The sequence below is a fragment of the Streptomyces sp. NPDC003023 genome (genome assembly GCF_042888225.1).
In the GTDB taxonomy this organism is placed as follows: Bacteria; Actinomycetota; Actinomycetes; order Streptomycetales; family Streptomycetaceae; genus Streptomyces.
Map to the genome: position 1 here is coordinate 272,894 of NZ_JBIAPL010000002.1, position 23,011 is coordinate 295,904.

Here is a 23,011-nt window from a genome sequence, read left to right on the forward strand (position 1 = left end):
GCCGCAGATCGTAGTAGGCGTACGCGTCCGGTACGCCAGTCGGGCGGCGATTTCGGGAGACCGGCGACGAGCGGGCGGGGTCCCGCCGTGCGTACGGCGGGACCCCGCGCGGGCCGTGTGCCCGGGCCTCAGACGTGTTCCGGCGCCCGCCCGGCCGTCGAGGGACGGCCGACCGCGGCAGCCGGGACGGCCCCGCCGACCCCGCCTGCCCCGCCGGTCCTGAACAGCCGGCCCGGCCACCAGAACCAGCGCCCCAGGTCCAGCGCGAGCGCCGGCACCAGCACCGTACGGACCAGGAACGTGTCCAGCAGGACGCCGAGGCCGACGATCACGCCCATCTGGGCCATGGTCACCAGCGGGAGTCCGGCGAACACCGCGAACGTGGCCGCCAGCACGACGCCCGCGCTCGTGATCACACCGCCCGTGGTCGTGAGCCCCTCCAGCACGCCGCGTGCGAGGCCGAGGCGCTCTGACTCCTCCTTGACGCGGTGCATGAGGAAGATGTTGTAGTCGATGCCGAGGGCGACCAGGAACACGAAGCCCATCAGCGGGATCGACCAGTCGACACCGGCGAAGCCGAGGACGCGCTCGAAGAGGAGGTTCGAGGCGCCGAGCGCCGCGAAGTACGAGAGGACCACCGTCGCCAGCAGCAGCACCGGCGCGACGATCGCCCGCAGCAGCCACACCAGCACGAGCAGCACCACCAGCAGCACCACCGGGATGACGGTCCGCAGATCACGGTCGGCCGCCCGCTGGGTGTCCAGCGTCTGCGCGGTCGTACCGCCCACCAGGGCGTCCGCGCCTTGGACCCGGTCCACGGAGGAGCGCAGCGCGTCGACGGTGTCCTTCGCGGCCTCGCTGTCCGGGGCGTGGTCGAGCACGACCTTCACGGTGGCGAGCTCCCCGTCCCGCGTGCGCTCGCCGTCCTCGACCCGTGCCACGCCCGGCACCGCCGCGGCGGCCGCCTTCACCTCACCGGCCCGCGCGGACTTCGTCACGATCGTCGCCGGGTCGGAGGCGCCCGACGGGTAGTGCGCGGAGATCCGTTCCTGGGCGACGACCGACTCGGGCCTGGTCTGGAACATCTCGGACTGCGTCAGGCCCATGTCGATGCCGAAGGCGCTCAGCGCCAGCACACCCGTCACGCCGACGGACATCAGCCACGACCAGCGCGGACGCCGGGCGACGGCGTTCCCGATCCGCGCCCAGACCGTGACCGGCCCGCGCGCCGGCCCCGCGGGCCCCACCGCCCCCGCCGCGTCCGGTGCGCCCGCCGCGTCCGGTGCAGGTGCCGGGGCGAAGCGCGGCACGAACGGCCAGAACACCCAGCGGCCCGCGACCGCCAGCAGGGCGGGCAGCACGGTGACCATCGCCAGGAACCCGCACACGACGCCGACGGCGCCCACGAGGCCCAGCGAACGCGAGGAGTTGATGTCGGCGAGCGACAGGCAGGCGAGACCGACCGCGATCGTGCCCGCGGAGGCGAGGATCGCCGGACCCGAGCGCCGCAGGGCCAGCCGCATCGCCGTGTGCCGGTCCTCGTGGCGGTGCAGCTCCTCCCGGTAACGGGCGATGAGCAGCAGGGCGTAGTCGGTGCCGACACCGAAGACGAGCACCATCAGGATGCCCGCGCTCTGCGGATCGACGGGCAGCCCGGCGTACCGGGCCAGCAGATAGGTGCTGACCTGGGTGAGGACGGCGGCGAAGCCGACGGCCAGCAGCGGAAGGAGCCACAGCACCGGGCTGCGGTACGTGATGAGCAGCAGAACGGCCACCACGAGCGCGGTGGCGATCATCAGGGTGGCGTCGAGCGTGTCGAAGACCGCGACCTGGTCCATCAGCGAACCGGCCGGTCCGCCGACCGCCACATCGAGGCCCGGGGGAGCGTTGGCGCCCGCGATCTCGCGGATCTCCTCCACCCGGTTCCCGAGGTCGTCCGACAGCGGCACCACGACCATCAGCGCCAAGCCGTCGTCGGAGGGCAGCACCGGGGACATCCGCTGCCCCTCGGCGACATGACCGGCGAACGCGCGCCGGTCCGACTCCGCCTTCGCGCGGGCGTCGGCACCGGCCTCCGTACCGTCCGTGCTGCTGTAGACGGCGACGACCGGCATCACCTCGTCGGTACGGAACTTCTCCAGCTGGGTGTTGACCTGGGCCGACTCGGCTCCGCGCGGCAGGAACGCGTTCGGACCGGTGTCCTCGACCTCGCCGAGCTTCCCGGCGAGCGGACCGAGGGCGACCGCGAGGATCACCCAGCCGGCGAGCACGAGCCACTTGGTGCGCCGGCCGCCGGGCGCCGAGGCCAGGCGCTTGAGCAGCGCTTTCATGAGTAGTCTCCTGTGTGTGGAGTTCGGGGCGCACGGGTTCCGCACCGCGGCGTGAGGGTTTGCGGACCTGCCGCGGCGCGGGTGATGTGCCTGGGATGTGTTCTCCATGGGTACGGCCGGGAGTTGCCGCTCCTGGCCGTACCGCCGCGGCGTGCAAGCCGCGTGCGTTCGAGCGCTATTCGATCTCGCGCATCATCTTCTCCATCGACGTGAGCGAGGTGCGCGTCTGCGTCAGTTCCTCGAGCGTGCGCCGGTGCAGTTCGGTGGTGTCCTCCAGCAACTGCGCGTACTTGTCCGCGAGTTTGCGGTACTCGTTGTCACGTGTCGCCAGCACCCGGGCCCGCCAGGTCGCCGCGACCTGCCAGACGATGACGATGCCCAGCAGGAAGACTCCGGCGGCCCCGACCGCTCCGACCAGGTCCCCGTTCATTTCGCCGTCTCCTTCATGGTGTCCTTCTCCTCCTCCGTGAGCGTTCTCGCCGCTGCCGCCACCGCTTCGGGCGTGAGCGCGACGCAGAACGGCGTGAGCTCGAAGTACTTCATCGCCTTGCCGCCGTCGGACAGTTCCAGCTCGCCGCGGACCAGCCCGGCCGCCTCGAGCCGCTGCAGATGCATGTGCAGCAGGGGCCGCCCGATGCCCAGCTCGCGAGCGAGCCGGCTGACGTAGTCGCGGCCGTCGAGCAGCGCGGCCACGATCCGCATCCGATGGGGATTGCCCAGCGCCGTGAGGACCTTCAGCAGCGCGTCGCCCGTCAGCACCGGCTCCGGCTCCGGTTTCGACGCCGACGCCGACGCCGACTTCGACGCCGACCCCGATGCCGATCCCGACGCCGGATCAGGCTCCGGCACGAGGTCCCGATCCGGGTTCTCGCCCATCGCGCCCCCTTCGCCTCGGTGTGTCAGTTCAAGCTGACACCCCCGCGGGGACGTGTCAAAGAAATCTGACACATGTCCGGGGGCGGTGAGGGTCCCCTCAGGGTCGTCTAGGGGTCGGCCCTGACACACAATGGGCTCAGCCGCGTGCGCAACCTCCCCGAAACCCGCGGATGGGATGCTCCAGGGAGCAGGCACGCGCCGTGACCGGCAAGGATGGGTAGGAACGCAGACATGGACAAGCAGCAGGAATTCGTGCTCCGCACGCTCGAGGAGCGCGACATCCGCTTCGTGCGCCTGTGGTTCACCGATGTGCTCGGCTTCCTGAAGTCGGTCGCCGTGGCCCCCGCCGAGCTGGAACAGGCCTTCGACGAGGGGATCGGCTTCGACGGCTCCGCGATCGAGGGCTTCGCGCGCGTCTACGAGTCCGACATGATCGCCAAGCCGGACCCGGGGACCTTCCAGATCCTGCCCTGGCGCGCGGAGGCGCCCGGCACGGCCCGCATGTTCTGCGACATCCTGATGCCCGACGGCTCACCGTCCTTCGCGGACCCGCGCTTCGTGCTCAAGCGGATCCTGGCCAAGACCTCGGACCTGGGCTTCACCTTCTACACCCACCCCGAGATCGAGTTCTTCCTGCTCAAGGACAAGCCCGTCGACGGCAGCCGCCCCACGCCCGCCGACAGCTCCGGCTACTTCGACCACACCCCGCAGAACGTCGGCATGGACTTCCGCCGCCAGGCGATCACCATGCTCGAGTCCATGGGCATCTCGGTCGAGTTCAGCCACCACGAGGGAGCCCCCGGCCAGCAGGAGATCGACCTGCGGTACGCGGATGCGCTCTCCACGGCCGACAACATCATGACGTTCCGCCTCGTGATGAAGCAGGTCGCGCTCGAGCAGGGCGTCCAGGCCACTTTCATGCCGAAGCCGTTCTCCGAATACCCCGGCTCAGGCATGCACACCCACCTCTCCCTCTTCGAGGGCGACCGCAACGCGTTCTACGAGTCGGGCGCCGAATACCAGCTCTCCAAGGTCGGCCGCTCCTTCATCGCCGGACTGCTCAAGCACGCCGCCGAGATCTCGGCCGTCACCAACCAGTGGGTCAACTCCTACAAGCGCATCTGGGGCGGCTCCGCCCGCAGTGCCGGCGCCGGCGGCGAGGCCCCCTCGTACATCTGCTGGGGCCACAACAACCGCTCCGCCCTGATCCGGGTCCCGATGTACAAGCCGGGCAAGACCGGCTCGGCCCGTATCGAGGTCCGCTCCCTCGACTCCGGCGCCAACCCGTACCTGTCCTACGCGGTCCTGCTCGCCGCCGGCCTCAAGGGTATCGAGGAGGGTTACGAACTCCCGGCCGGCGCCGACGACGACGTATGGGCCCTCTCCGACGCCGAACGCCGCGCGATGGGCATCGCCCCGCTCCCGCAGAACCTGGGCGAGGCGATCGACCTGATGGAGCGCAGCGAACTGGTCGCGGAGACGCTGGGCGAGCACGTCTTCGACTTCTTCCTCCGCAACAAGAAGCAGGAGTGGGAGGAGTACCGCTCCGAGGTCACCGCCTTCGAGCTGCGCAAGTCCCTGCCGGTGCTGTAAGCCCAGGTCAGCCCTGGCTCCACCGCTGTACGGCACTCCGGGCCGACGGTCACCGACCGTCGGCCCGGAGGCGTCTCAGCCTCCCTGGGCCGTCTGTGGGCCGTCGGGTGTGGGAGAGGCGGCCTCGTACATGGTGTCCACGGCCTGTCGCGCCCGGCCGTCGCTGCTCGGCATCAGGTGCGTATAGACGCGCAGGGTGAACCCCGGGTCGCTGTGTCCGAGGTACGTGCTCAGCGCCTTCACGTTCTCGCCGGCGTCCAGAAGAACCGACGCGTAGAAGTGCCGGAGCGCATGCATCCCGTGCTCACGGGCGGCCTGGTGACGCTCGCCGGCCGACGGCTCCGGGATGACGCCGGCGGCCACGAGCGCGGGCTTCCACACCCGCGTGTTGAAGTCCGTGCGCCGCACGGCTCCGCCTCCGTCGATGCGGGTGAACAGCAGGTGCTTTGTCACGAGCGGGCCATCCGGTCGGAGCCACGGGAGACTGACAGCGACCGGCGGGAACCGCTCCATGTGTCCCTTCAGGACGTGCGCAACGCGGTCGGGGAGTGGCACATCCCTGACCTTGTTGCGCTTCGGCGGTCCGAAGACGAGGTGCCCGTTCGCCACCTTCACCTGGCACGCGACGTGCAGCCAGCCCGTGTCGAACCTGACCTGGTCGTCCGCGAGGCCAAAGATCTCGCCCTGACGGAGACCGCACCCCGCTCCGAGGTCAACGCGGCTTCCGAGGCCGCTTTGAACTGCATGTGACGTGATTCTAGTCGGTTACGCCTTACAGCAGCTAACACAATGAACTGCTGGGCCACCGGCTACAGGCATCCCGGCTCGCCATCGGCGACGAACCGTGTCAGGGATTGCTCCAGCAGCTCGAGAAACTGCCGTAGGTCATCGGCCACCTGGTCGAGCTCGAGTTCGTCCAAGGGCACAGTTCGCGTCCGGTAGATCACTCCGCCAGGGCTAGCAAAATAGGACAGGCCGCCACCGTTCGAGCCGATGACCAGGCCACCGTCCTTCTGATCCGCGCCGACACCGACAGCTCCGTCCTGCTGGAACCGGAGCAGGACATCGGCTGCCGGGTCGACGAAGTAGCCGTTGCCAACATCCGCCCAGGTGACGTCGCCGATGCTGTCGTAAAAGGTGCCCAGGTCGGCAGGCATGTTGCTGACCTGGGCAAGCATGCGAGCCGCGACTTGGTCGGCGTGGTCGGCCAGCCGAACCTCATTGGCTCCTGGGGGAAAGCCGTGCCGGCGCTCGAACTCGTCTGTCATTGCCTTCAGGGTCTCCGAGACCCTGCTGGTCCACGAGGTCAGCCAGGCGGGCGAAAGCGAACGGTCACTCATGATTCCGGATCATGGCACGAGCTGCGGACATCCATACGCGCCCGGCAATCCTGCGTTGAAGGTCAGCGCAATGCCCTGAGCTGTCGATGGGTGATGAGGCAGCAGGCAAGTTTGAGGAAGGCTTCGTGCATGTCGGCCCGGCGTTCCCAACGGATGCGCAGGCGCCGGAAGCCGTGCAGCCAGGCAAACGTCCTCTCGACCACCCACCGGTAAGTGCCCAGGCCAGTGCCGTGCCGTGTTCCTCGCCGGGCGATCGCCGGGATGATGCCACGAGCTCGGACCTGATCACGGTAGACGTCATGGTCATAGCCGCGGTCTGCGAACAGCGAGTCGGGCTTGCGGCGCGGCCGTCCGACGCGGCCCCGGACAGGCGGAACCGCGTCGAGTAAGGGCAGGAGCTGGGTAACGTCGTTGCGGTTGCCGCCAGTCAACAGGACCGCGAGCGGAGTGCCGTGTCCGTCGGTGATGAGGTGGTGTTTCGAGCCAGCCCGCCCACGGTCGACCGGCGACGGGCCCGTGTGGCTCCCCCTTTTAGCGCCCTGACGTGCGAGGAGTCGACCACGCAGCGGGACCAGTCCACCCGGGAGGCCGCGTTGAGCTCGGCCAGCAGGACCTCATGCAAGCGTTGCCAGACGCCGGCCTCGTTCCAGTCCCGCAATCTGCGCCAGCACGTCATGCCGGAGCCGAAGCCGAGCTCTTGAGGCAGATGCTCCCACTGCACTCCGGTGTGCAGCACGTACAGGATCCCGCAGAGCACCTCCCGATCCGGCAGCGGCTTGCGGCCGGGATACCGACAGCGTCGCTCGCGCTGTGGCAGCAACGGCTCCAAGCGGCCCCAGAGCTCATCCGACACGATCCACGGTGACGTCCCCACACAGGGTCGAACGCTCACCCCTCGCCCCGGACACGGCCGTCACTGCCTGCCCACCTCATTGTGTTAGGCGCTGTTAGGGCGCGTCAGCGCCCCCAATTACCAAAGCGTTTCGTCCCTCTAGCATCTGCTTGTGGAGCTCTCGACAGATAAGTGACTGGTCGCTACCGTGCCCGGCCGTGGCGGTATAAATCCTGATGGTTTCTGACATGAGTGAAATTGCGGCCTTGCGCTCACCAATCTGGTACGTGCATACTGCGACCTTCTCAAGACACTGAGCAACCCTGAAGCTTTCAGCGCCAAAAGTCTCTTTCGCGATCTCAAGCGCCTTGTTTAGCCACTTAAGAGCCGCCTTTGGATTCCCGGCCAGCATCAATGCGCCCGCCAGGTTGTTATAGTCGGCAAGCAACTCTGGATGACCCTCGCCGTAGACACCGACGTCGATTCGTAGAGCTCGGAACGCCGCTTTGGAAGCGTTGCCGAACAAGCCCAGAACCGTATAGGCGACTGCAAGGTTGGCCAGGGTAGCAGCGACTTCTCGATGATCAGCACCGATGATCTCTTCCTGGATGCGCAGGGTCTTTTCCAAGGTTTTCCTTGAAGCTTCTGCGTCACCCTCGGCTAGTTGCGCTCGACCGAGGTTCATGAGAGCGATGAGGTAAAGGGTGGTTCTCTCTCCGCCCAACCTCTCGTGAACTTCGAGCGATGCCATGAAAGCTTTCTTCGCTTCACCTGTATTTTGGAGCTCCAGAAGTGCGAGGCCAGCATTATTCCAGTCCCTCGCCGCATCTAGATGGATGCCGTCTGAATCCGCAAAGTCAATCTCAAGGGCTTCCTGTGCCGCGGTCAAAGCTCTCGTATAGTCGGTGGCATCTAGGTACGCGAGGCATAGGTTGCTGTAGAGAGTCGCCAATCCGTTCTTAGTGCCATCGGATGGATAATCGGCGATCATGGCTTCATAATCAGCAGCTGCTCCACGAGCGTCTCCGCTTTCCCTGCGAAGGTTGGCTCGATTGGCTTTAATGACCCTTCTGATCACGGTGGTCTCTGAGTTTTCAATTGATTCTATTGCTTCTTCAATCTTGTCAAACTCTTTCAGCGCTTCTTTCAGTTTCCCCTGTAGGTGCAGCACCGCAGCCTTCTTCGAGTGCAACACGGCAATCGAAGTCGTATCCACTGAGGAGCTCGCGGAGAGTTTGATCCCCTCATCAGCTGTTCGCAGCGCCTCGTCCCACCGGTCTGCGCGCGTAAGGGCATCGACGAGGAGGGTGCGCGCGAAGATAGCCGTTTGGATGCTGGCGTCGTCGAGCAATTCAACGGCAGTAACGGCCTTTTTGGCGTTCACGAGACATAGTTCTATGCCTCCTCTCGCGCTCGCGTGCATCGCGATTGCCCCGTAGAACATGAGCCGACTAGCAGGCAGCACGTCCCTCGTCTCAAGATGATCAATGAGGGCTTCGAAGTGCGGCATCATGTATCGATAATGCGGCCAGTACTTTGAATCCAGAGCAGGCAGAATGGCCACTTTATTGAGAAGTGCCGTAGCGACTTCAATGCCGGAGTTTGCCTCCGCATGGTCAAGCGATTGCCGGACGATTCCTTGCGTCAGGGCATGGATAGCAACGTCGTCTGATCGGCAATCTGCGATTGAGAATCTTCTAAGGTCTCCAATCGCGTCGGAAAGTGACAGCTCATCCTTGAGCTTTTCTAGAAGGCTGACAGCTTCAGGAGATATCCCTTCCAGTTCCGCAGCCGCACTCTCGTCGACTTCAAATCTGAGATTGCTGCTTTGGTCTTCCGGGCTTTCAGGATCGAGGGTCGGCGTCATCAGAAACAGGGCTGATGGGAAAAAGTGAGGGGAAAGATATGAAAGCGCGTGGAGCACTTTGAGGGCGTCCGGGTACTTATCCCGTAGCGTTTCGAGTGTGATGGACATTGCCGCACTCAGGCCAATATGTTCTAGTGGTGCCGATCTTCTCATCAGATCTTTGGCCCTTGCCTGCACCATCGCAGAGTATTTTGCCAGAGATATGTTCGAAGTCTTGATGTAGCCGGCAGCCTGCCTAATTGCTAGAGGGAGTCCCTTTAGTGCCTCATTCAGCGGCACAAGCTCATCGGTCGAATGCTCCTGAAGCAGCTCCGAAAGCAGCAGTCCGGCGTCGTCTTTCGACAAGGGGGCGAGTTGCACAGCGGTCAGGTGTGCCGCCCACCCCTGGTCAACACTAGAAACCAGGAAGCGCGTGGCAGCCGTCTTAGGGAGGAAGCCGATAATTCTGGGATCTGCCGGAGCGTTATCCAGAAGGATCAATCCGTGCTTCTCCCGGAAGAATTGCTTGATCCTTCGGATACCCGATTCCGAGTCAGGTGCCGGAATGCCAAGCTCATCGGCGAGGAGGGTCAGGTCAGAGATCATGGATTCCCAAGACTCAGCCCTAATCCACCAGGAAAACTCAAATGAGTCTTTATGCTGCCAAGCGTACTGAGCGACGACTTCGCTCTTCCCTACCCCGCTCATTCCCAGCACGGCCAGTGCGGGACTGCTCGTGGACTCGGCAGCTAGAAAAGATTCGATCTCTTCTAGCTCTTGGTTACGTCCTATGAATACGCTGCTTGGCTCTCGGACCCATAGATTGGTGGGCGCGTCAGGTGCGCGGGTCGGGCTAGAGGGTTCGGTAATGGTGGCGACTACGTCGACGCGGTGGATCGTCCTCCGTAGTACTTTGTTCGAGGTGAGTGTGGCAGTGTCCAGTGCATCTGGCTGTGCGAAGTCTATAGATGAAAATTGGCGATTATCTTGATCCCGTGACTTTGTGGCGACGAGTCCCACTACGGCATCCCAAGCGCGAGCCGGATTAATGTCGGCTAGGTCTGAATTTCGCAACGCGGGCTCTACCGTGTTAATGATCTGATCCGCCCGAAGCGTTACTCTATCGGCAATCCCAAACTCGATGCGAAGTGCAAGAAGGAATTGCTTGGCGATTTCGGCTGTGCACTTCAGCTTCTCGCTGCAGATCTCCACGTAGTCGTCCACGTTCTGTGCGCTCAAGGCGTCACAGAAATCCCGCGCGTTCCCTTTCCCTGTTTTCATGAACCCGTTGGTTACGAGTCGGCATTTTACTTCCGGAGAGACTTGCCAGCGTTCATAAAGAGTGTTCAGGCCCCCTTTCCCCCAAAGTTCCCCTAGCGGCCAGGGCCCCAGGGCTGGCTCGCGATGCTTGACGGAGACAAGATGGGTTTCTCCGTTCTTGTACGTAAGGATGTAATCCACATGCCATTCGCAAATTATGGAAGTCAGAGTTGCATCGTTAAGCATGGCAAAACAGTGTCGTGCTGCACACTGGTGCTGGAAGTTGTATCGCGAAGCTGTATCACTGCCCGAGTCTTCGACCGGTTCCATCGTTAGGGATTTGGCCAGGCTGGATACGTCTCCAGATTGCACGATGCCTCCCAGTGCGCGAGCTGCTACGCAACGTAGAGTCTCACAGCGGGGGCGGGGACCGAAGAGAGGTTGCGAAGTCTCAGGCGGCCATGGAGGCCCGAGGCATCAGCGTGGCCCTTACGCGGGCGATCCTCCGAAAGTTGAGGCCATGCACTACGGGCCTGCGCGGCAGGCAAGCGGCATACCAAGATGCTCCGCGCACCCGCACTGGTCGGCTGATGGGGCAGCGGTGCGTGGGTAGTCTCGTGCGCCAGCGCCAGCGCTTGGGCGTGGGCGCGAGGCGGGTGATCGCTGCGGATAGTCAGCGTCGGTCCTGAGCACGACGCGCTCGTCTGGAATTCCTCCGGCACGTGGGTTGTACATGCGTGCGTCCCACCCGAAAGGGACAGGGCTGGGCCGTCTGTGGGCCGTCCCAGGGCTGCCATCGTTAGCCACAGCTACCCAACAACCACCACGTGGGAGACGATCTCAAGTGCTTGTTTCAACTGGAGCTGAGGTGACCTCAGCGTCTCGTCACTTCCTGCGCAACAAGAAGCAGGAGTGGGAGGAGTACCGCTCCGAGGTCACCGCCTTCGAGCTGCGCAAGTCCCTGCCGGTGCTGTAGCGGGCATCTGAGGGCCGCTGACCTTGCCCATGTACACGCCAGTGCCTCGCGCGTGCGTCGGTACCTCGCCGAGCTTCGGGGTTGCGGCGCCACGGCAGATCCCTTGCGCGCCGAGGCACCGAAAGGGCGGGCCGGAAGAATGTTCCGGCCCGCCCTCGGCACTCTCCTCGTCGGTCAGCCCCAGATGCTGCCGTAGTCGTACTGCCGGTGGTAGCGGGGCGTCCACAGGCTCGGGTACGGCTCGGTGATGTTGCCGCAGGGGCGGAGTTCCACCGGGTTGCGGCGGCCGGTGTCGTGCAGGCAGAGGCCCGACTGCGCCTCGACGATCTCCCAGTGGTTGTTGCCCTGGTCGACCCAGCGGAACAGCTGGCCCGGGCCCTGGCAGTAGCCGGTCACGACCGTCTTGTAGTAGTCGGGGCCGGCCGTGAGGTTGGCGCCGATGCAGTACCGGCCCAGGGTCCCGATGGTGAACAGCCCCGGTGTACCGCTCGGCGTGAAGTAGAAGCGCTGATGAAGCTTGCCGTTGCAGTCGTAGCGCTGAATGATCGCACCCGGGCTGGTGGACCCGCCGCGCACGTCCATGCACTGCCACGAGTAGGAGGCACGCATCTCGTAGATCGAGGCGTTCCTCAGTGAGGTCGTGTAACTGATCGGCGGGTCGGCGGCGTTGGCCGTGCCGGGCATCAGCACGGCCAGCAGGGACGCCAGGGCGGCGACCAGGATTCCTGCGCGAGCGGTTCGAGCCACTGTGGCTTCCTTCTCTGTCCGGATTTCGGCGTGCATGGTGATGCCGGCGATGATCTGATGGCTCGTCGCCGGAGGTGCCGACCTGAAGCTAGCGGGGACGGGTGAGCGGCAGTACCGCCGGTTCAGGGGGGTTGCGTGCGGCTTGACGGCGTGTACTGGGGAGGCGCGCGGTGAGCTTGGGATCGGGGCTTCAGCGGGCACAGCGGTTCATGGTCCTGGCCACGGCGCTGTACCGGGCCAGCCATCTGGCGGCCGGCGTGGTCGCGGTCGCCCAGCACCAGCGGGGACGGCCGTTGGCGTGGGCGGCGCTCGGGGTGGCGCTGGTGGGCAGTGCCGCGGTGTTCGGTGCGGCGAGGCGACGCGGCTGGTTCGAGGCCGGGCCGGCGGTGGCCGACGTCGTCGTGGTCGGCGGGGTGCTGCCGTTCGTCGCGGGTTCCGGTGACGCCACGACCGCAGAGGTCGCGTGGGTGATGATGCTGGGAGGCTCGGCGAGCGCGGTTGCGGCGGTGGCGTTCACCCGTTGGACGGTGGTGGGCATCGTGGTCGGCCTGTGCCTGGTCCATGCGGTCGGCTACCGGCTGACCGGCGCGGAGGCCGGGGTCGTGGCGGGCAACCTCAACTCGATCGTCTTCTCGGCCGTGCTGGCGGCCGTCTTCTGGTGGTATCTGCGTCGCCAGGGCTCCCTGCTGGACGCGGCAACAGCGCAGGCGCTCACGGCTGAGGCCCGCCGGGCCCAGCTTGCCGAGCGGATCGCCCATCACCGGGCGCTGCACGACACTGTGCTTGCCACGCTGACCGCGATCGCGAGCGGCCGGGCGGACCCCGGGGCGGAGCCCCTGCGGGAACGGTGCGCCAGGGAGGCCGCGTATCTGCGGCGGCTCGTCCAGCAGCAGGCCGACGGCGCTCCCGCGCCGGGTACGGCGGCGGCGCTGGAGCGTGCCGTGCGGTCGGCGGAGAGCCTCGGGCTGCGGATCAGCGCCCAGTACCACGCGGTGCCGGAGATACCGGCCCGCGCCGCCGCCGCTCTTGCCGACGCCACCACGGAGGCGCTGAACAACGTGCTGCGCCACTCCGGCACATCGCACGCGTACGTCACCGTGACAGGTCGGCCGAAGGCGCAAGGTCACGCCCTCGTGGTGACCATCGTCGACCGAGGTGCGGGATTCGACCCCGAGGTCGAGGCGAAAGGTTTCGGCCTGCGGTGTTCGGTGCACGGGCGGATGCAGGAGGCGGGTGGTACGGCCGACGTCGACAGCGCGCCCGGGGAGGGCACGCGGGTGGAGCTGCGATGGCCGGCGTGATCGAGGTGGCCGTCGTCGACGACGATCGGATGCTGACAGACGGGCTCCAGGTGTGGCTGGGCAGCACTCCGGGCCTGCGCCTTGGGACGACGTCCGACACGGTGGACGGGCTGCTCGCCGCCGAGGGGCGGTTCGACGTCGTCCTCCTCGACCTGTTGCTACGGGACGAGTCCGTCCCGGCCGACAACATCCGGCGGCTGCGGGAGACGGGCGCACGAGTGCTGGTCATCAGCACGGTGGCGGACCGAAGACAGATCGTCGACGCCATCACGGCCGGCGCGGACGGCTATCTGACCAAGGACCACGATCTGCCGACACTGGTACGGGCTGTCGGTGAGGTCGCCGGGGGTGGCACGGTGCACTCGCCGGAGCTGGCCTTCGCGTGGGCCCACGACGAAGGCCCGGCCCGCCCGCACCTGTCGCCCAAGGAGATCGAGATCCTGCTCGCCTACGCCTCCGGCCTCACCCTCAAAGCCACCGCACGCCGCACGGGGATCAGCCCGCACACGGCCAAGTACTACCTGGACCGGGTCAAGGACAAGTACCAGCAGGCCGGCAGGCCCACCTTCACGAAAATCGACCTGGCACACCGCGTACGCGAGGACGGCTGGGCCTAGGCGAGGTCCTGTCCCCTCGCGGGGCGGGCCGTCGGTGGTCGTGGCGGTGACATGGCGAGATGCCGAACAGGAGCAGGTTGCGTCCTTGGTGAAACGCCCCGTGCGGATGCGAAACGCGCCCAGGGCGGTGACAGTGGAGGGGCGGGGGACCCTGCGTCAAGGAGGACGACCCCATGTCCATGATGGACAAGCTCAAGAACATGCTGAAAGGCCACCCTGATCAGACGAGCCAGGGCATCGAGAAGGCCGGCGACTTCGTGGACGGCAGGACTCAGGGCAAGTACAGCCGCCACGTGGACACCGCCCAGGAAAAGCTGAGGGACCAGTACGGCGGCGGTGGTCGCACCGGTGGGACGGAACGCCGCGACGAGCCGCCCCAGTGACCCGTCCCGTGTGAACGGCCCGGCCCGGCCCGGTGGGCAACGCCCCCGGCCCGGGCCGCCGTATGTCGTGACCTGGTGTGAGCCGGTGCCGACGAGGCGCCGGACCACGCGCGGCACGGCCCTACGCCGTGCCGCGCACCCATGTGCGGTCGAGGAAGCCGGCGATCAGCGGCGCGATCTCCGGCAGGTTCTCCTCCAGGGCGAAGTGTCCCGTGTCGAAGAGATGGAGCTCGGCGTCGGGGAGATCCCGCAGATAGGCGCGGGCGCCGGGCTCGGGGAAGAAGGGGTCGTTGCGACCCCAGGTGATCAGCGTCGGCGGCGTGTGCTTGCGCAGCCAGGCCTGCCACCGCGGGTACTGCTCCACGTTGCTGCGGTAGTCGAAGGCGAGCGCGACCTGGGCGTCCTTGCGGCCCGGCAGGTCCAGGAAGTGCTGGTCCAGGGTCCAGCCGTCGGGGGAGACGAGCTCGGGGCGGGAGGTGCCGCCCTCGTACTGGCTGCGTGTGCCGGCCAGGGTCAGCAGCGCCCTGACGGTGTTCTCGGCGCCGGGGGTTCCGGGGCGCAGACCGATGAAGTCGCGGGCGCCCGCCGACAGGCCCGCTTCGTAGGCATTGCCGTTCTGGACGACCAGGCCGGCCACCCGCTCGGGGTGACGGGCGGCCAGCCGGAAGCCGACGGGGGCGCCGAAATCGAAGACGTACATCACGAACCGGGTCAGGCCGAGCCGCTCGACGAACCCCTCGACGGTCTCGGCGAGGCGGTCGAACGTGAAGCGGAACCCGTCCGGCGCCGTGGTGTGTCCGAACCCCGGATAGTCGGGGGCGATCAGCCGGTACCGCGCACCGAGCGTGTCGATGAGACGCCTGAACTGATGTGACGCCGAAGGGAATCCGTGCAGGAGCAGCAGGACCGGCGCGTCGGGCCGGGTCGGGATCGACTCACGGTAGAAGACCCGCACGCCGTCGACGTCGACTGTGCGGTGGAGGGTTCGGGGTGCAACGGGAATCTGCATGTTCACATGCCTCCTCGACTGAAAGACCCATTAGTTCTAACCCGGCCCTGCCTAATGGGTCAAACAGGGAATGTAGAGTTAGGCCCATGAGCGATTCCGTGCCGCTGACCGGTGAACCGCCGGCCCTCGACCTGGTGAACACCCGCGCACGCGGCGCCGACGGGCCCGTCGACCACCTGGGGGACCTCGCGGGCATGCGCTCCTGGCTGGCACTCCAGGCCGACCGGCTTCCCGAGGCTCAGGCGGCCGCGCGGGCGACACTCGACGAGCAGGACCTGGCCGCAGTGCACGCCGTGCGGGAACACATCGCCGCCGCCGTGCGCGCCGGGATGGAGGGGAAAGAGCTCTCCGCGGGGGACATCGACGGGCTCAACCGGGCGCTGGCCGCCGCACCGGCCGTCCGCCGTCTCGCCCGGGACGGCACCGCGGTCACCGCCGCCTTCCTCCGGACGGGGAGCATCGGTGCGCAATTGGCGGCACGGTTCGCCGAGGACGCCGCCGACCTGCTCGGCGAGGCGAGCAGGATCCGGCAGTGCGAGAACGAGGACTGCGTGATGGTCTTCCTGCCCGCCCACCCTCGTCGGCGCTGGTGCGCGCCCGACCGGTGCGGCAACCGTGCACGCGTCGCCCGCTACTACCAGCGCCACAAGACATGATGACGTCAAGCGACGTGCTTCGGCCGACCCGGCCTACCCGTCCACGAGCGGGCCGAGCGGGCCCGAGCCGCGCTGCTCGAAAGGCAGCCGCCTGTGGCGGCGGAGCCGTACTCTCAGCGCTCGGCCGCGTAGTCGACGAACGCGGTCCAGGCCGCGGGGCCGAGGGCCAGGCCGGGGACGGCCGTGTCCTTGGAGTCGCGGACATGGACGGTGGCGGGGCTCGTCGCGACCTCGACGCAGTCTGAGTCCGGCTCGCCGCTGCTGTGACTGCTCTTGAACCATTCCAGCTTCGTCAGCTGAACGCTCATGTCTCCCTCAGCACCTTCTCGATGAAGTGCATCGACTCCCGTGGGGTGAGAGCCTGCGCCCGGATGCTTCCATAATGCATCTCCAGGAGCTGCACCTCCCTCGGCTCGGAGAAGAGACGAGTGACCTGCAACACCTCTGTGTAGCCAAGGGTGTTGCCGCTGCGCAGTTTGAAGATGCGGAAGCCGCCGCTGAGTCCGGCGTGGTCCTCGAGATCTGTCGGCAGAACCTGCATCTCCACGTTTCTGAACTCCGCGACTGCCTGCAGACGTTCGAGCTGCGCACGGTGCACCGTCCGGCCGCCGAGAGGGCGGCGCAGTGTTGCCTCGTCGTGAACGAAACTGAATACCGGCAGGGTCCTGGTACTGTCCACGATCTCCTGACGCGCCATGCGGGCGGCGACTTCCCGCTCGATCACGTCCTCGGTGAGCAAGGGCCGCCGCGACCGGTAGAGCGCCCGCGCGTATTCCTCGGTCTGCAGCAGGGCGTGCACCGACTGGCTCGTGTACGCCGCGAGTTCCACTGCCTCGGCCTCGAGCTTGGCCAAATTGCGGACATTCTTCGGGTATCTGGCCTCGGCCACGTCCTTCTTCATGGCGGCGACGATCCCGCCTGCGTCGAGGACCTCGTCCGCCTTGTCGAGGAACTCCGGGCTGGGCACGCGCCGACCGCGCTCGACGGAAGAAACCTGTTCCTCCCCGTATCCGATTGCTGCGCCCAACTCGCTCTGGCGCAGCCCGGCCCGCTCGCGCCATGCCTTGACCTGACGGCCGACCATCTTGAGAACAGCGGCGGACTCGTCGTCAGGAACTCGTGATGCTGCATCGTCCATGTGATGTCACCTTCGGGATCGGTGAACGGGGCGGCCGGTCCGGACACCGGCCGACCGCACCCGGACAGAGGTAGCGCGTCCCGGCGGTACCCCTGTTCAGCGTAGGCACCGTCCGGACACGCTGAGTGACGTGAACCAGGAAATCACCCGAAATGGCACCACCGTCCGGCACTTCACCGTCCTGCTCTCCGCGACACGGCGCGGCGCGCGGCTCGCGCGGCGGCTGACTGTCGCGCAACTCGCGGACTGGGGAAGGCCGTACGAGGCCGCCGAGCAGATCGTCGCGGAACTCGCCGCCAACGCCGCGACCCATGGGCGCGTACCCGGCCGGGACTTCCGGCTGAGCGTGCGCCTCGACGCCACCGGCGTCGTACGGATCGAGGTGGCCGACTCGCGCGGCGACCGACTGCCGGTGAGCGGCGGGCGGACCGGGCCCGACGCCGTCTCGGGACGCGGGCTGGTCATCGTGGAGGCGCTGGCCGACCGGTGGGGCGTGGACGCGGGGCCCGTACCCCGTAAGACGGTCTGGGCGGAGATCGACCCATCGGCGCCGGTTGAACCGGAACAGGCTCAGGAAGTCCCCGTCCCGGCCCCTCTCGGCACCGCCGCTGAGACGACGGTGCCCCTGCCGGTGATCGGGAGGGGCACCTCGTGCATCACTGGGTTCAGCCGAGAGTCTTGAGGCTGGTCCACCCGCCTTCACCGACGAGCGTCCGCGTTCCGTGAGTGGTCCGCCCACCCTGGTAGAGCTGGAGTGTCCCGTCGGCCATGACACCCCAGAAGTCGGGTACGCCGTCTCCTGTCACGTGGGGAGTGCCGAGCATCATCGGGAATGCGCTGCGGCCCCACCCGCCGGTGCCGTAGACGACTTCTGCTCCACCGGCACCGGAGGTCGGGTTGGCGAACGAGGTGAAGTCGACGCCTCTCCCTGTGGCGGGCTTGCCCTTGCGGAGCAAGAGGCCCCGGTCCGGGTCGGGTCCGCGTATGAGGAGGTCCACCAGGCCGTCGCCGCTGATGTCACGCACACTGATCACGTCGTAGCTTGCCCAGCCACCGATACCGATGAGCTGCGCCTTGCTGAAGCTGGCGCCCGAATATCCGGTGAATGCCCAGAGTTCCTGGCCGGCCAGGGCAACGGCGTCGGGCTTGCCGTCTCCAGTGACATCTTCCGTGGCCACGATCTGGGTGAGGGCGGCAGGGTCCGGGGCACCCTCCGGAAGCAGTACTTCCAGGCGCGCGGTGACGTCATAGCTGCCGTAGCCGTCGCCCGGATGGAGGTAGAGCTTGCCTTCAGGCATCCGGGCCAGGAGATCGGTTATGCCGTCTCCCGGGTGCCAATCGGTGGCATGGCCGATCAGGGCAGGGCTGCCGCGGGATCAGAGTGGAGGCCGCACCGTTGCTGTTGACGTCGAGCGTCTTGTCGAGCACGACCTTGGTGTTGTCCGTGGCCCATATCTTGAAGTGCAGCGACTGCAGGTCGCCGTCCCTGTCCCGGCCGGTTCCGCTGAACCTGAGATCGCTCTTGCCGACCGTCATGTACGGCTCTTCCACATCGCACACGCCGCCGGGTTCGATCTTCATGGCGTCCCGGCGGGGTTCGTCCGGCGGGTGGTTGTAGACGATCTCGACGTAGGGAGCGCTTTCACCGTTCGCCTGGAACTTCTTCCACGCGTTGGTGTCGCTTTCGTTCGCTGCGCGCAGCCCCAGCGCGAGTATGGTCCATGAACTGGTTGCCGCTCGTTGTGCCACGGATTGGATGTTCAGGCCGATCCACCTGTCCGGGCATGTGACGGATTTGTAGCCGTAGCCGTTGGTTGCGCTGGTCGCGGTTTCGCCCCAAGTCGGCTGGTTGTTCCAGGTGTTGGAACTGGAAACCGGGCTGGTGAGATGCAGATTGTACTGTCGGGACGAGCATCCCCAGGAGTACGTCTGAAGTGCCCGGAAGTAGGCCGAATGAATTTTGGCCCCGTGTATCCCCGAACCTATCTCAAAGTTGAAGACGGACCGTGACAGGCCACCAGAGGTGGATTCGTATCCGACGCGCGCTTCGTTGGTGCCGTCGTTGAAGTTCTGGCCGTTGTGGAAACTGGAGCTCGGGTACTTGCTGTAGAGCAGCGTCCAGTTCAGCTTGCGTCCCCTGAAGGAGGGGTCGATGAAGAGGGGGTAGACGGTATCCGGGTCGTCCAGCCCTTTTCGGTCGACGGTGAGGGCGAGAATTCCCGTCTGGAGGGAGGCGCCCAGTACCTCGTCATGACTGCCGGGCTGTGGACCTGCCAGTCCCGGTAGGCCGAGGGCATTTCCAGGAGAGGAAGAAGGCGTCGGATCGTCCTCGCCCAACGCTCGGCTCGCCTGCCGAGTCCCACAGATAAGGTGTGGGCGCGAAGGTGACTTCCTTGCCGTTGGCGTCGACGGCACTGACGGCCGTCGACGTCTTGTCGAGATGGAAAACCAAGTCGGGCGACGAAAGCCGGTAGTTGAGCGCGCCGAGAAGTGGATCGTTGGCGGCTTCGCGGTTGTGGACGATGAGGACGTGCGAGTAGCCGCCGTAGCGGGCCGTGAGGAGCAGGTCGATACCGGGGCGAACGCCTTCGTAGAGAGCGCGGCTTCCGCTCACCACCGGGGCGGGGAGGGCGCCGGGCCAGCGGACGACGATCTCATGACCGCCGGTGGCCAGGCGGACGAGGTCGCTCCAGCCGTCCTCCGAAGCGCTCAACGGTGCCGCGCCCAGACGTGAGCGAGTGAGGTCGCGGGAGGCGCGTTCGGATCCGGCTGAACCGGCGCTGAACAGAAGCGGGTCGTTGACCGCCTTCGGCGCGTAGCCACCCTCAACACGTCGCAGTGTGGTGTCGATCGGCTTCCAGGCCCCGTCGACCTTGGCGGGAATCGTGTCGCTGTGCTTTCGCATCCGGAACATGCCGTCCGGCCGGGCATAGGTGGTCGAGTCGTCGGTGCGCTCCGCGACGACCACGCCAGTGCTCGTGCACAATGACAGTGGATTCGACTGGGAGGAAGAGCTCGAGAATCTCAAGAAGAACTGGGACTCGGGTGATCTCGATGACGACGGCTACCATGCGCCGCGAGGAAACCAGGAAGAGAACAAGGAATTCAAGGATGCGCTGCGCGAGATCCAACGAAGCCTCGGTCGGGAGATAACGCCCGCAGAGCGTCGATCCCTGCACGATAGAATCACTGGGCAGGGGGTACGGCTATCACCGAATCGTAGAAGAGGGAAAGGGGTTGTTCGGTGGCTGTTAACGATCAGATGGCTGAGATCCAACGACTCCTCCAGGGCGCGAAAGTTCACTCTGTCGGTAGGGCTGCAGACTTGGGTGTGGTTGAGTTTGCCGGGCTTCGTGGCGACGTGATCAATTTCCACATACAGTGTCCTTTCCGGATCTTGCAGGAAGGGAAGGTGATTCTGGGGTCTCGCGACATGAGGTACCCGCAACAGGGAGCGGGTGCGGAATCATTTGAACAGTTCAGGACCGTCTATGATTCACGGGCCGCGACGTTGAATGGGATCTTCGAGCGGCTTCGACCGGCCGTGTCGGAGGTGGCCTTCGGCGACTCCGGACATCTCGCTGTGGGTTGGGAACCTCGTTTTCGAATCGAGGTCTTTCCTGACTGTTCGGGCCGCATGGAAGCCTGGAGAGTTTTTCGGCGGGGAGGTCATCACTACGGGTTTCCCCAGGGCGCCATCTGAGCTGGGGCCGAAGGATTCATCCGAGCTGAATCCTCCAGCCCGAATACTGTCTCGAACAGGGATTCACCGGTTGCGTTCTCGACCGGCGACTCGGAATGGCTGGCGGAAGTCTCGTAGCTGTTGAAACGAGGCCCTCCCGAACTCCTCGGGAGGGCCTCATGCCGTTTGGGTGACGGCAACGTCAGCGGACGCCTGCCGCGGCGAGTGGCCCGTCGGGGTTGTCGTTGACAGGACCGAGGGCGCCGTTCAGGGCGTCGATGGCTTTGCGTTGGAGGCGGAGCCGGACGTGGGTGTAGATGCCGGCGGTGACGCCGATGTGAGCGTGGCCGAGGAGTTCCTTGATCACGACGAGTTCGACGCCTTGTTCCAATAGCAGGGTGGCGGTCGAATGTCGGAGGTCGTGGAAGCGGATGCGGCGGAGGCCGGCCGGCCCGGCCGTACGGCGATGGCCGGGCCGAGCCCCGAGGGGGCCTTCCCCCGTTGAGGTCGGGGGCTCGCTCCATGTCCTGGCCAAGCGGCCGACGGACATGATCCGTGCATGACTTCACCGCGAACAAAGCTCCGGATACTGGCTGCTGCGGCGGCCCTCGGCAGTGTGTCCGCCCTGCAGGCCCCGGCCTCGGCGACGGCCGGTTCCCACGGCGATCGGGCACACGGCGGGGCCGTCGTCTCCGTCGAGCAGGCGGCCGACCTCACCGCGGAGGAAGTGGCCGGGGAACTTCAGGGAAAGATCGACTCGTCCCAGGTGCGCTACGGCGTGACTGCCTATCGGGTCACCTACCGCACCACTGACAGCGCGGGCGCCCCAACGGTCGCGAGCCAGCTCGTCGTCCTTCCCAAGAGTGGGGCGCGCCATCTGTCCACCGTTTCCTGGTTGCACGGCACCACCGTCTACCGCAAGGACGTCGCCTCGGAGAATCCGAAGTCGAACGACCGGCTCGTCGCCCTGTTGTTCGCCTCGACCGGGCGGGCCGTTTCGGCGCCCGACTACATCGGCCTCGGCTCGGGCGAAGGGTTCCACCCCTACGGTGACCCTCGGGCCACCGTCGCGGCCTCGGTGGACGGCCTGCGCGCGGCCCGGACCCTTGCTCACCGGAAGGGCCGGGAGCTGAAGCGGAAGGTTCAAGTCAGCGGGTTCTCGCAGGGCGGGCCGGCGACCATGCTGCTGGGCCGGGAGCTGCAGCAGGAGGGCGGCGAAGGCTACTTCAGGCCGGGGGCACTCGCCCCGGTCAGCGGCCCCTACAACCTCTCGGCCTTCGAGGCCGCCGCGGCCGACGACAAGGTCGCCAAATCCGGTATCTATCTCGCCTACTTCGTTACCGCCTGGAACAAGGCGTATGGCATCTACACGTCACCCGGCGACGTCTTCCGCTCTCCCTACGACAGCAAGGTGGAGGGTCTCTTTGACGGCTATCACACTGCCGGGCAGATCGTCAGCGAACTCCCGGCGGCCTCCAAGGACCTGTTCACCGAGGACTTCCTGAACAAGATCCGCCACCCCGAAGGTGTCCTGAAGGAGAAACTGCGCCCGATGGACAACACGTGCGACTGGCGGCCGAACGTACCGGTGGAGATCTTCCACAGCAGGGGCGACAGGGACGTCGACTTCAGTCACGCGACCTACTGTGCCGACCAGTTGACGAGAAACGGTGCCGCACACCGGCTGACCGACGTCGGCGACTACGACCACAACGGAACGGTGCGGCAAGCCCTGCCGCAGATCGTCAGGTTCTTCGACGAGTCGGCGAAGGGCAGCTGAAGGCGGGCCACCGGCAACGGCTGGTCGAGAGACGGCCGTCGGAGGTCGGGTTGCCACATGCGTGAGGGCGTCGCGGGACACGCGCGTCACGGTGGCGGGAGCCCGGGCTGCGGAGGTAGGCGCAGGCACAGTGTTCCCCATTGTGCCGTAACTGGACCTGAAGCCTGTAGGGTCAGGTGAGGAAAGGGTATTCCAGGGCGGCTACGGGAGCGCGGGTGCAGCAGTTCTACTCGGTGGAGCAGGTGGCGGGGTTGCTGGATCTGCATGTCAGGACCGTGCGGACGTACGTACGGGAAGGGCGGCTCAAGGCGACCCGGATCGGCAAGCAGTACCGGATCGCGCGGGAGGACCTGGAGGCGTTCACCGGCGGTCCGGTGGCCCCGCCCGCGCGGTCGGTCCGGCATGCGGAGGCGTCCACGATCGTGCAGATCGACGCGATCGACCGCGAGGCGACGATCCGCCTGAGCAACACGGTCATGGCCGTGGTCGGCGGCCGGCGCGACGGTGGGGGCGGGGATCCGCTGCGGGTCGAGACGGTCTACGACGAGGAACGGGCCGCCCTGAAGATCATCGTTCTGGGCGGCCTCGACACCACCGCTGACCTGCTGAAGGTCATCGACACTCTGATCAAGGAAGTGTGATCGC

Annotated in this window: 19 protein-coding genes and 5 pseudogenes; 9 read left to right on the top strand and 15 right to left on the bottom strand. The window is 66.3% G+C overall.

Annotated elements, in window-relative coordinates; translation table 11 throughout:
• Positions 1-128 precede the first annotated feature (128 nt).
• The 3 genes from ACFYV1_RS09485 to ACFYV1_RS09495 form a co-directional block, all read right to left on the bottom strand.
• Positions 129-2,330, bottom strand: a complete 2,202-nt coding sequence (locus ACFYV1_RS09485; protein ID WP_389394851.1) for an MMPL family transporter — start codon at positions 2,328-2,330, stop codon at positions 129-131.
• Positions 2,331-2,505: 175 nt separating this feature from the next.
• A complete protein-coding gene (locus ACFYV1_RS09490) occupies positions 2,506-2,760 on the bottom strand; it encodes a hypothetical protein (RefSeq protein WP_389394852.1) in 255 nt (84 codons plus the stop codon).
• The gene (locus tag ACFYV1_RS09495) at positions 2,757-3,089 is read right to left on the bottom strand and encodes an ArsR/SmtB family transcription factor (RefSeq protein WP_389395270.1); all 333 of its coding nucleotides are present in this window, start codon (positions 3,087-3,089) and stop codon (positions 2,757-2,759) included. Before ACFYV1_RS09495 ends, ACFYV1_RS09490 begins: the two co-directional genes overlap by 4 nt.
• Before the next feature lie 348 nt (positions 3,090-3,437).
• On the opposite strand from ACFYV1_RS09495, the gene ACFYV1_RS09500 reads away from it, so the two are divergent.
• Entirely contained in the window at positions 3,438-4,799 is a 1,362-nt protein-coding gene (locus ACFYV1_RS09500) for a glutamine synthetase family protein (RefSeq protein WP_053557377.1), read from the top strand.
• A gap of 75 nt (positions 4,800-4,874) precedes the next feature.
• Here the strand turns inward: ACFYV1_RS09500 and ACFYV1_RS09505 are convergent.
• From ACFYV1_RS09505 to ACFYV1_RS09520, 4 genes and pseudogenes are all read right to left on the bottom strand, one after another.
• A pseudogene (locus ACFYV1_RS09505) lies at positions 4,875-5,516 on the bottom strand (site-specific integrase); the annotation flags it as partial.
• Between the two features lie 92 nt (positions 5,517-5,608).
• Complete coding sequence (locus ACFYV1_RS09510; RefSeq protein ID WP_389395271.1) at positions 5,609-6,067, bottom strand: SMI1/KNR4 family protein; 459 nt, start codon at positions 6,065-6,067, stop codon at positions 5,609-5,611.
• Positions 6,068-6,201: 134 nt separating this feature from the next.
• Positions 6,202-7,031: pseudogene (locus tag ACFYV1_RS09515) on the bottom strand (IS5 family transposase).
• Between the two features lie 55 nt (positions 7,032-7,086).
• Complete coding sequence (locus ACFYV1_RS09520) at positions 7,087-10,407, bottom strand: dsDNA nuclease domain-containing protein (protein ID WP_389395272.1); 3,321 nt, start codon at positions 10,405-10,407, stop codon at positions 7,087-7,089.
• 559 nt (positions 10,408-10,966) lie between these two features.
• Here ACFYV1_RS09520 and ACFYV1_RS09525 point away from each other — a divergent pair.
• Positions 10,967-11,053 (top strand): annotated as a pseudogene (locus ACFYV1_RS09525) (glutamine synthetase); the annotation flags it as partial.
• A gap of 174 nt (positions 11,054-11,227) precedes the next feature.
• On the opposite strand, the gene ACFYV1_RS09530 reads toward ACFYV1_RS09525, so the two are convergent.
• On the bottom strand, positions 11,228-11,800 hold the full coding sequence (locus ACFYV1_RS09530) for an RICIN domain-containing protein (protein WP_389394853.1): 573 nt from the start codon (positions 11,798-11,800) through the stop codon (positions 11,228-11,230).
• 170 nt (positions 11,801-11,970) lie between these two features.
• Between ACFYV1_RS09530 and ACFYV1_RS09535 the strand changes: the two genes are divergently transcribed.
• The 3 genes from ACFYV1_RS09535 to ACFYV1_RS09545 all read left to right on the top strand — a co-directional run bounded on the left by ACFYV1_RS09535 (position 11,971) and on the right by ACFYV1_RS09545 (position 14,101).
• Positions 11,971-13,101 carry a sensor histidine kinase gene (locus ACFYV1_RS09535; protein WP_389394854.1) on the top strand — a complete coding sequence of 377 codons (1,131 nt, stop codon included), beginning with the start codon at positions 11,971-11,973 and terminating at the stop codon, positions 13,099-13,101.
• Entirely contained in the window at positions 13,089-13,718 is a 630-nt protein-coding gene (locus tag ACFYV1_RS09540) for a response regulator (RefSeq protein WP_389394855.1), read from the top strand. Before ACFYV1_RS09535 ends, ACFYV1_RS09540 begins: the two co-directional genes overlap by 13 nt.
• Before the next feature lie 173 nt (positions 13,719-13,891).
• Complete coding sequence (locus tag ACFYV1_RS09545; RefSeq protein ID WP_389394856.1) at positions 13,892-14,101, top strand: antitoxin; 210 nt, start codon at positions 13,892-13,894, stop codon at positions 14,099-14,101.
• A gap of 121 nt (positions 14,102-14,222) precedes the next feature.
• Here the strand turns inward: ACFYV1_RS09545 and ACFYV1_RS09550 are convergent, their stop codons facing one another.
• Complete coding sequence (locus ACFYV1_RS09550; protein ID WP_389394857.1) at positions 14,223-15,110, bottom strand: alpha/beta fold hydrolase; 888 nt, start codon at positions 15,108-15,110, stop codon at positions 14,223-14,225.
• Between the two features lie 86 nt (positions 15,111-15,196).
• Here ACFYV1_RS09550 and ACFYV1_RS09555 point away from each other — a divergent pair, with 86 nt between their 5' ends.
• On the top strand, positions 15,197-15,766 hold the full coding sequence (locus tag ACFYV1_RS09555) for a CGNR zinc finger domain-containing protein (RefSeq protein WP_389394858.1): 570 nt from the start codon (positions 15,197-15,199) through the stop codon (positions 15,764-15,766).
• 113 nt (positions 15,767-15,879) lie between these two features.
• On the opposite strand, the gene ACFYV1_RS09560 is transcribed toward ACFYV1_RS09555, so the two are convergent.
• Positions 15,880-16,074, bottom strand: a complete 195-nt coding sequence (locus ACFYV1_RS09560) for a DUF397 domain-containing protein (RefSeq protein WP_389394859.1) — start codon at positions 16,072-16,074, stop codon at positions 15,880-15,882.
• Positions 16,071-16,904 (bottom strand): helix-turn-helix transcriptional regulator, encoded by an 834-nt coding sequence (locus ACFYV1_RS09565; protein ID WP_389394860.1) that lies wholly within the window; start codon positions 16,902-16,904, stop codon positions 16,071-16,073. Before ACFYV1_RS09565 ends, ACFYV1_RS09560 begins: the two co-directional genes overlap by 4 nt.
• Before the next feature lie 130 nt (positions 16,905-17,034).
• Here ACFYV1_RS09565 and ACFYV1_RS09570 point away from each other — a divergent pair.
• Positions 17,035-17,445 (top strand): annotated as a pseudogene (locus ACFYV1_RS09570) (ATP-binding protein); the annotation flags it as partial.
• A 124-nt stretch (positions 17,446-17,569) separates the two neighbouring features.
• Here the strand turns inward: ACFYV1_RS09570 and ACFYV1_RS09575 are convergent.
• The 4 genes and pseudogenes from ACFYV1_RS09575 to ACFYV1_RS09590 all read right to left on the bottom strand — a co-directional run.
• Positions 17,570-18,202, bottom strand: coding sequence for an FG-GAP repeat domain-containing protein (locus ACFYV1_RS09575; protein ID WP_389394861.1), 633 nt, complete (start codon positions 18,200-18,202; stop codon positions 17,570-17,572).
• Positions 18,195-19,241: a DNRLRE domain-containing protein gene (locus tag ACFYV1_RS09580; protein WP_389394862.1), complete on the bottom strand. Its 1,047-nt coding sequence runs from the start codon at positions 19,239-19,241 to the stop codon at positions 18,195-18,197. Before ACFYV1_RS09580 ends, ACFYV1_RS09575 begins: the two co-directional genes overlap by 8 nt.
• Positions 19,153-19,872 (bottom strand): hypothetical protein, encoded by a 720-nt coding sequence (locus ACFYV1_RS09585; RefSeq protein ID WP_389394863.1) that lies wholly within the window; start codon positions 19,870-19,872, stop codon positions 19,153-19,155. Before ACFYV1_RS09585 ends, ACFYV1_RS09580 begins: the two co-directional genes overlap by 89 nt.
• A gap of 916 nt (positions 19,873-20,788) precedes the next feature.
• A pseudogene (locus ACFYV1_RS09590) lies at positions 20,789-21,037 on the bottom strand (tyrosine-type recombinase/integrase); the annotation flags it as partial.
• 108 nt (positions 21,038-21,145) lie between these two features.
• On the opposite strand from ACFYV1_RS09590, the gene ACFYV1_RS09595 reads away from it, so the two are divergent.
• Both ACFYV1_RS09595 and ACFYV1_RS09600 read left to right on the top strand, forming a co-directional pair.
• Positions 21,146-22,366, top strand: coding sequence for a hypothetical protein (locus ACFYV1_RS09595; protein WP_389394864.1), 1,221 nt, complete (start codon positions 21,146-21,148; stop codon positions 22,364-22,366).
• A gap of 215 nt (positions 22,367-22,581) precedes the next feature.
• A complete protein-coding gene (locus ACFYV1_RS09600) occupies positions 22,582-23,007 on the top strand; it encodes a helix-turn-helix domain-containing protein (RefSeq protein ID WP_389394865.1) in 426 nt (141 codons plus the stop codon).
• Positions 23,008-23,011: the final 4 nt, after the last annotated feature.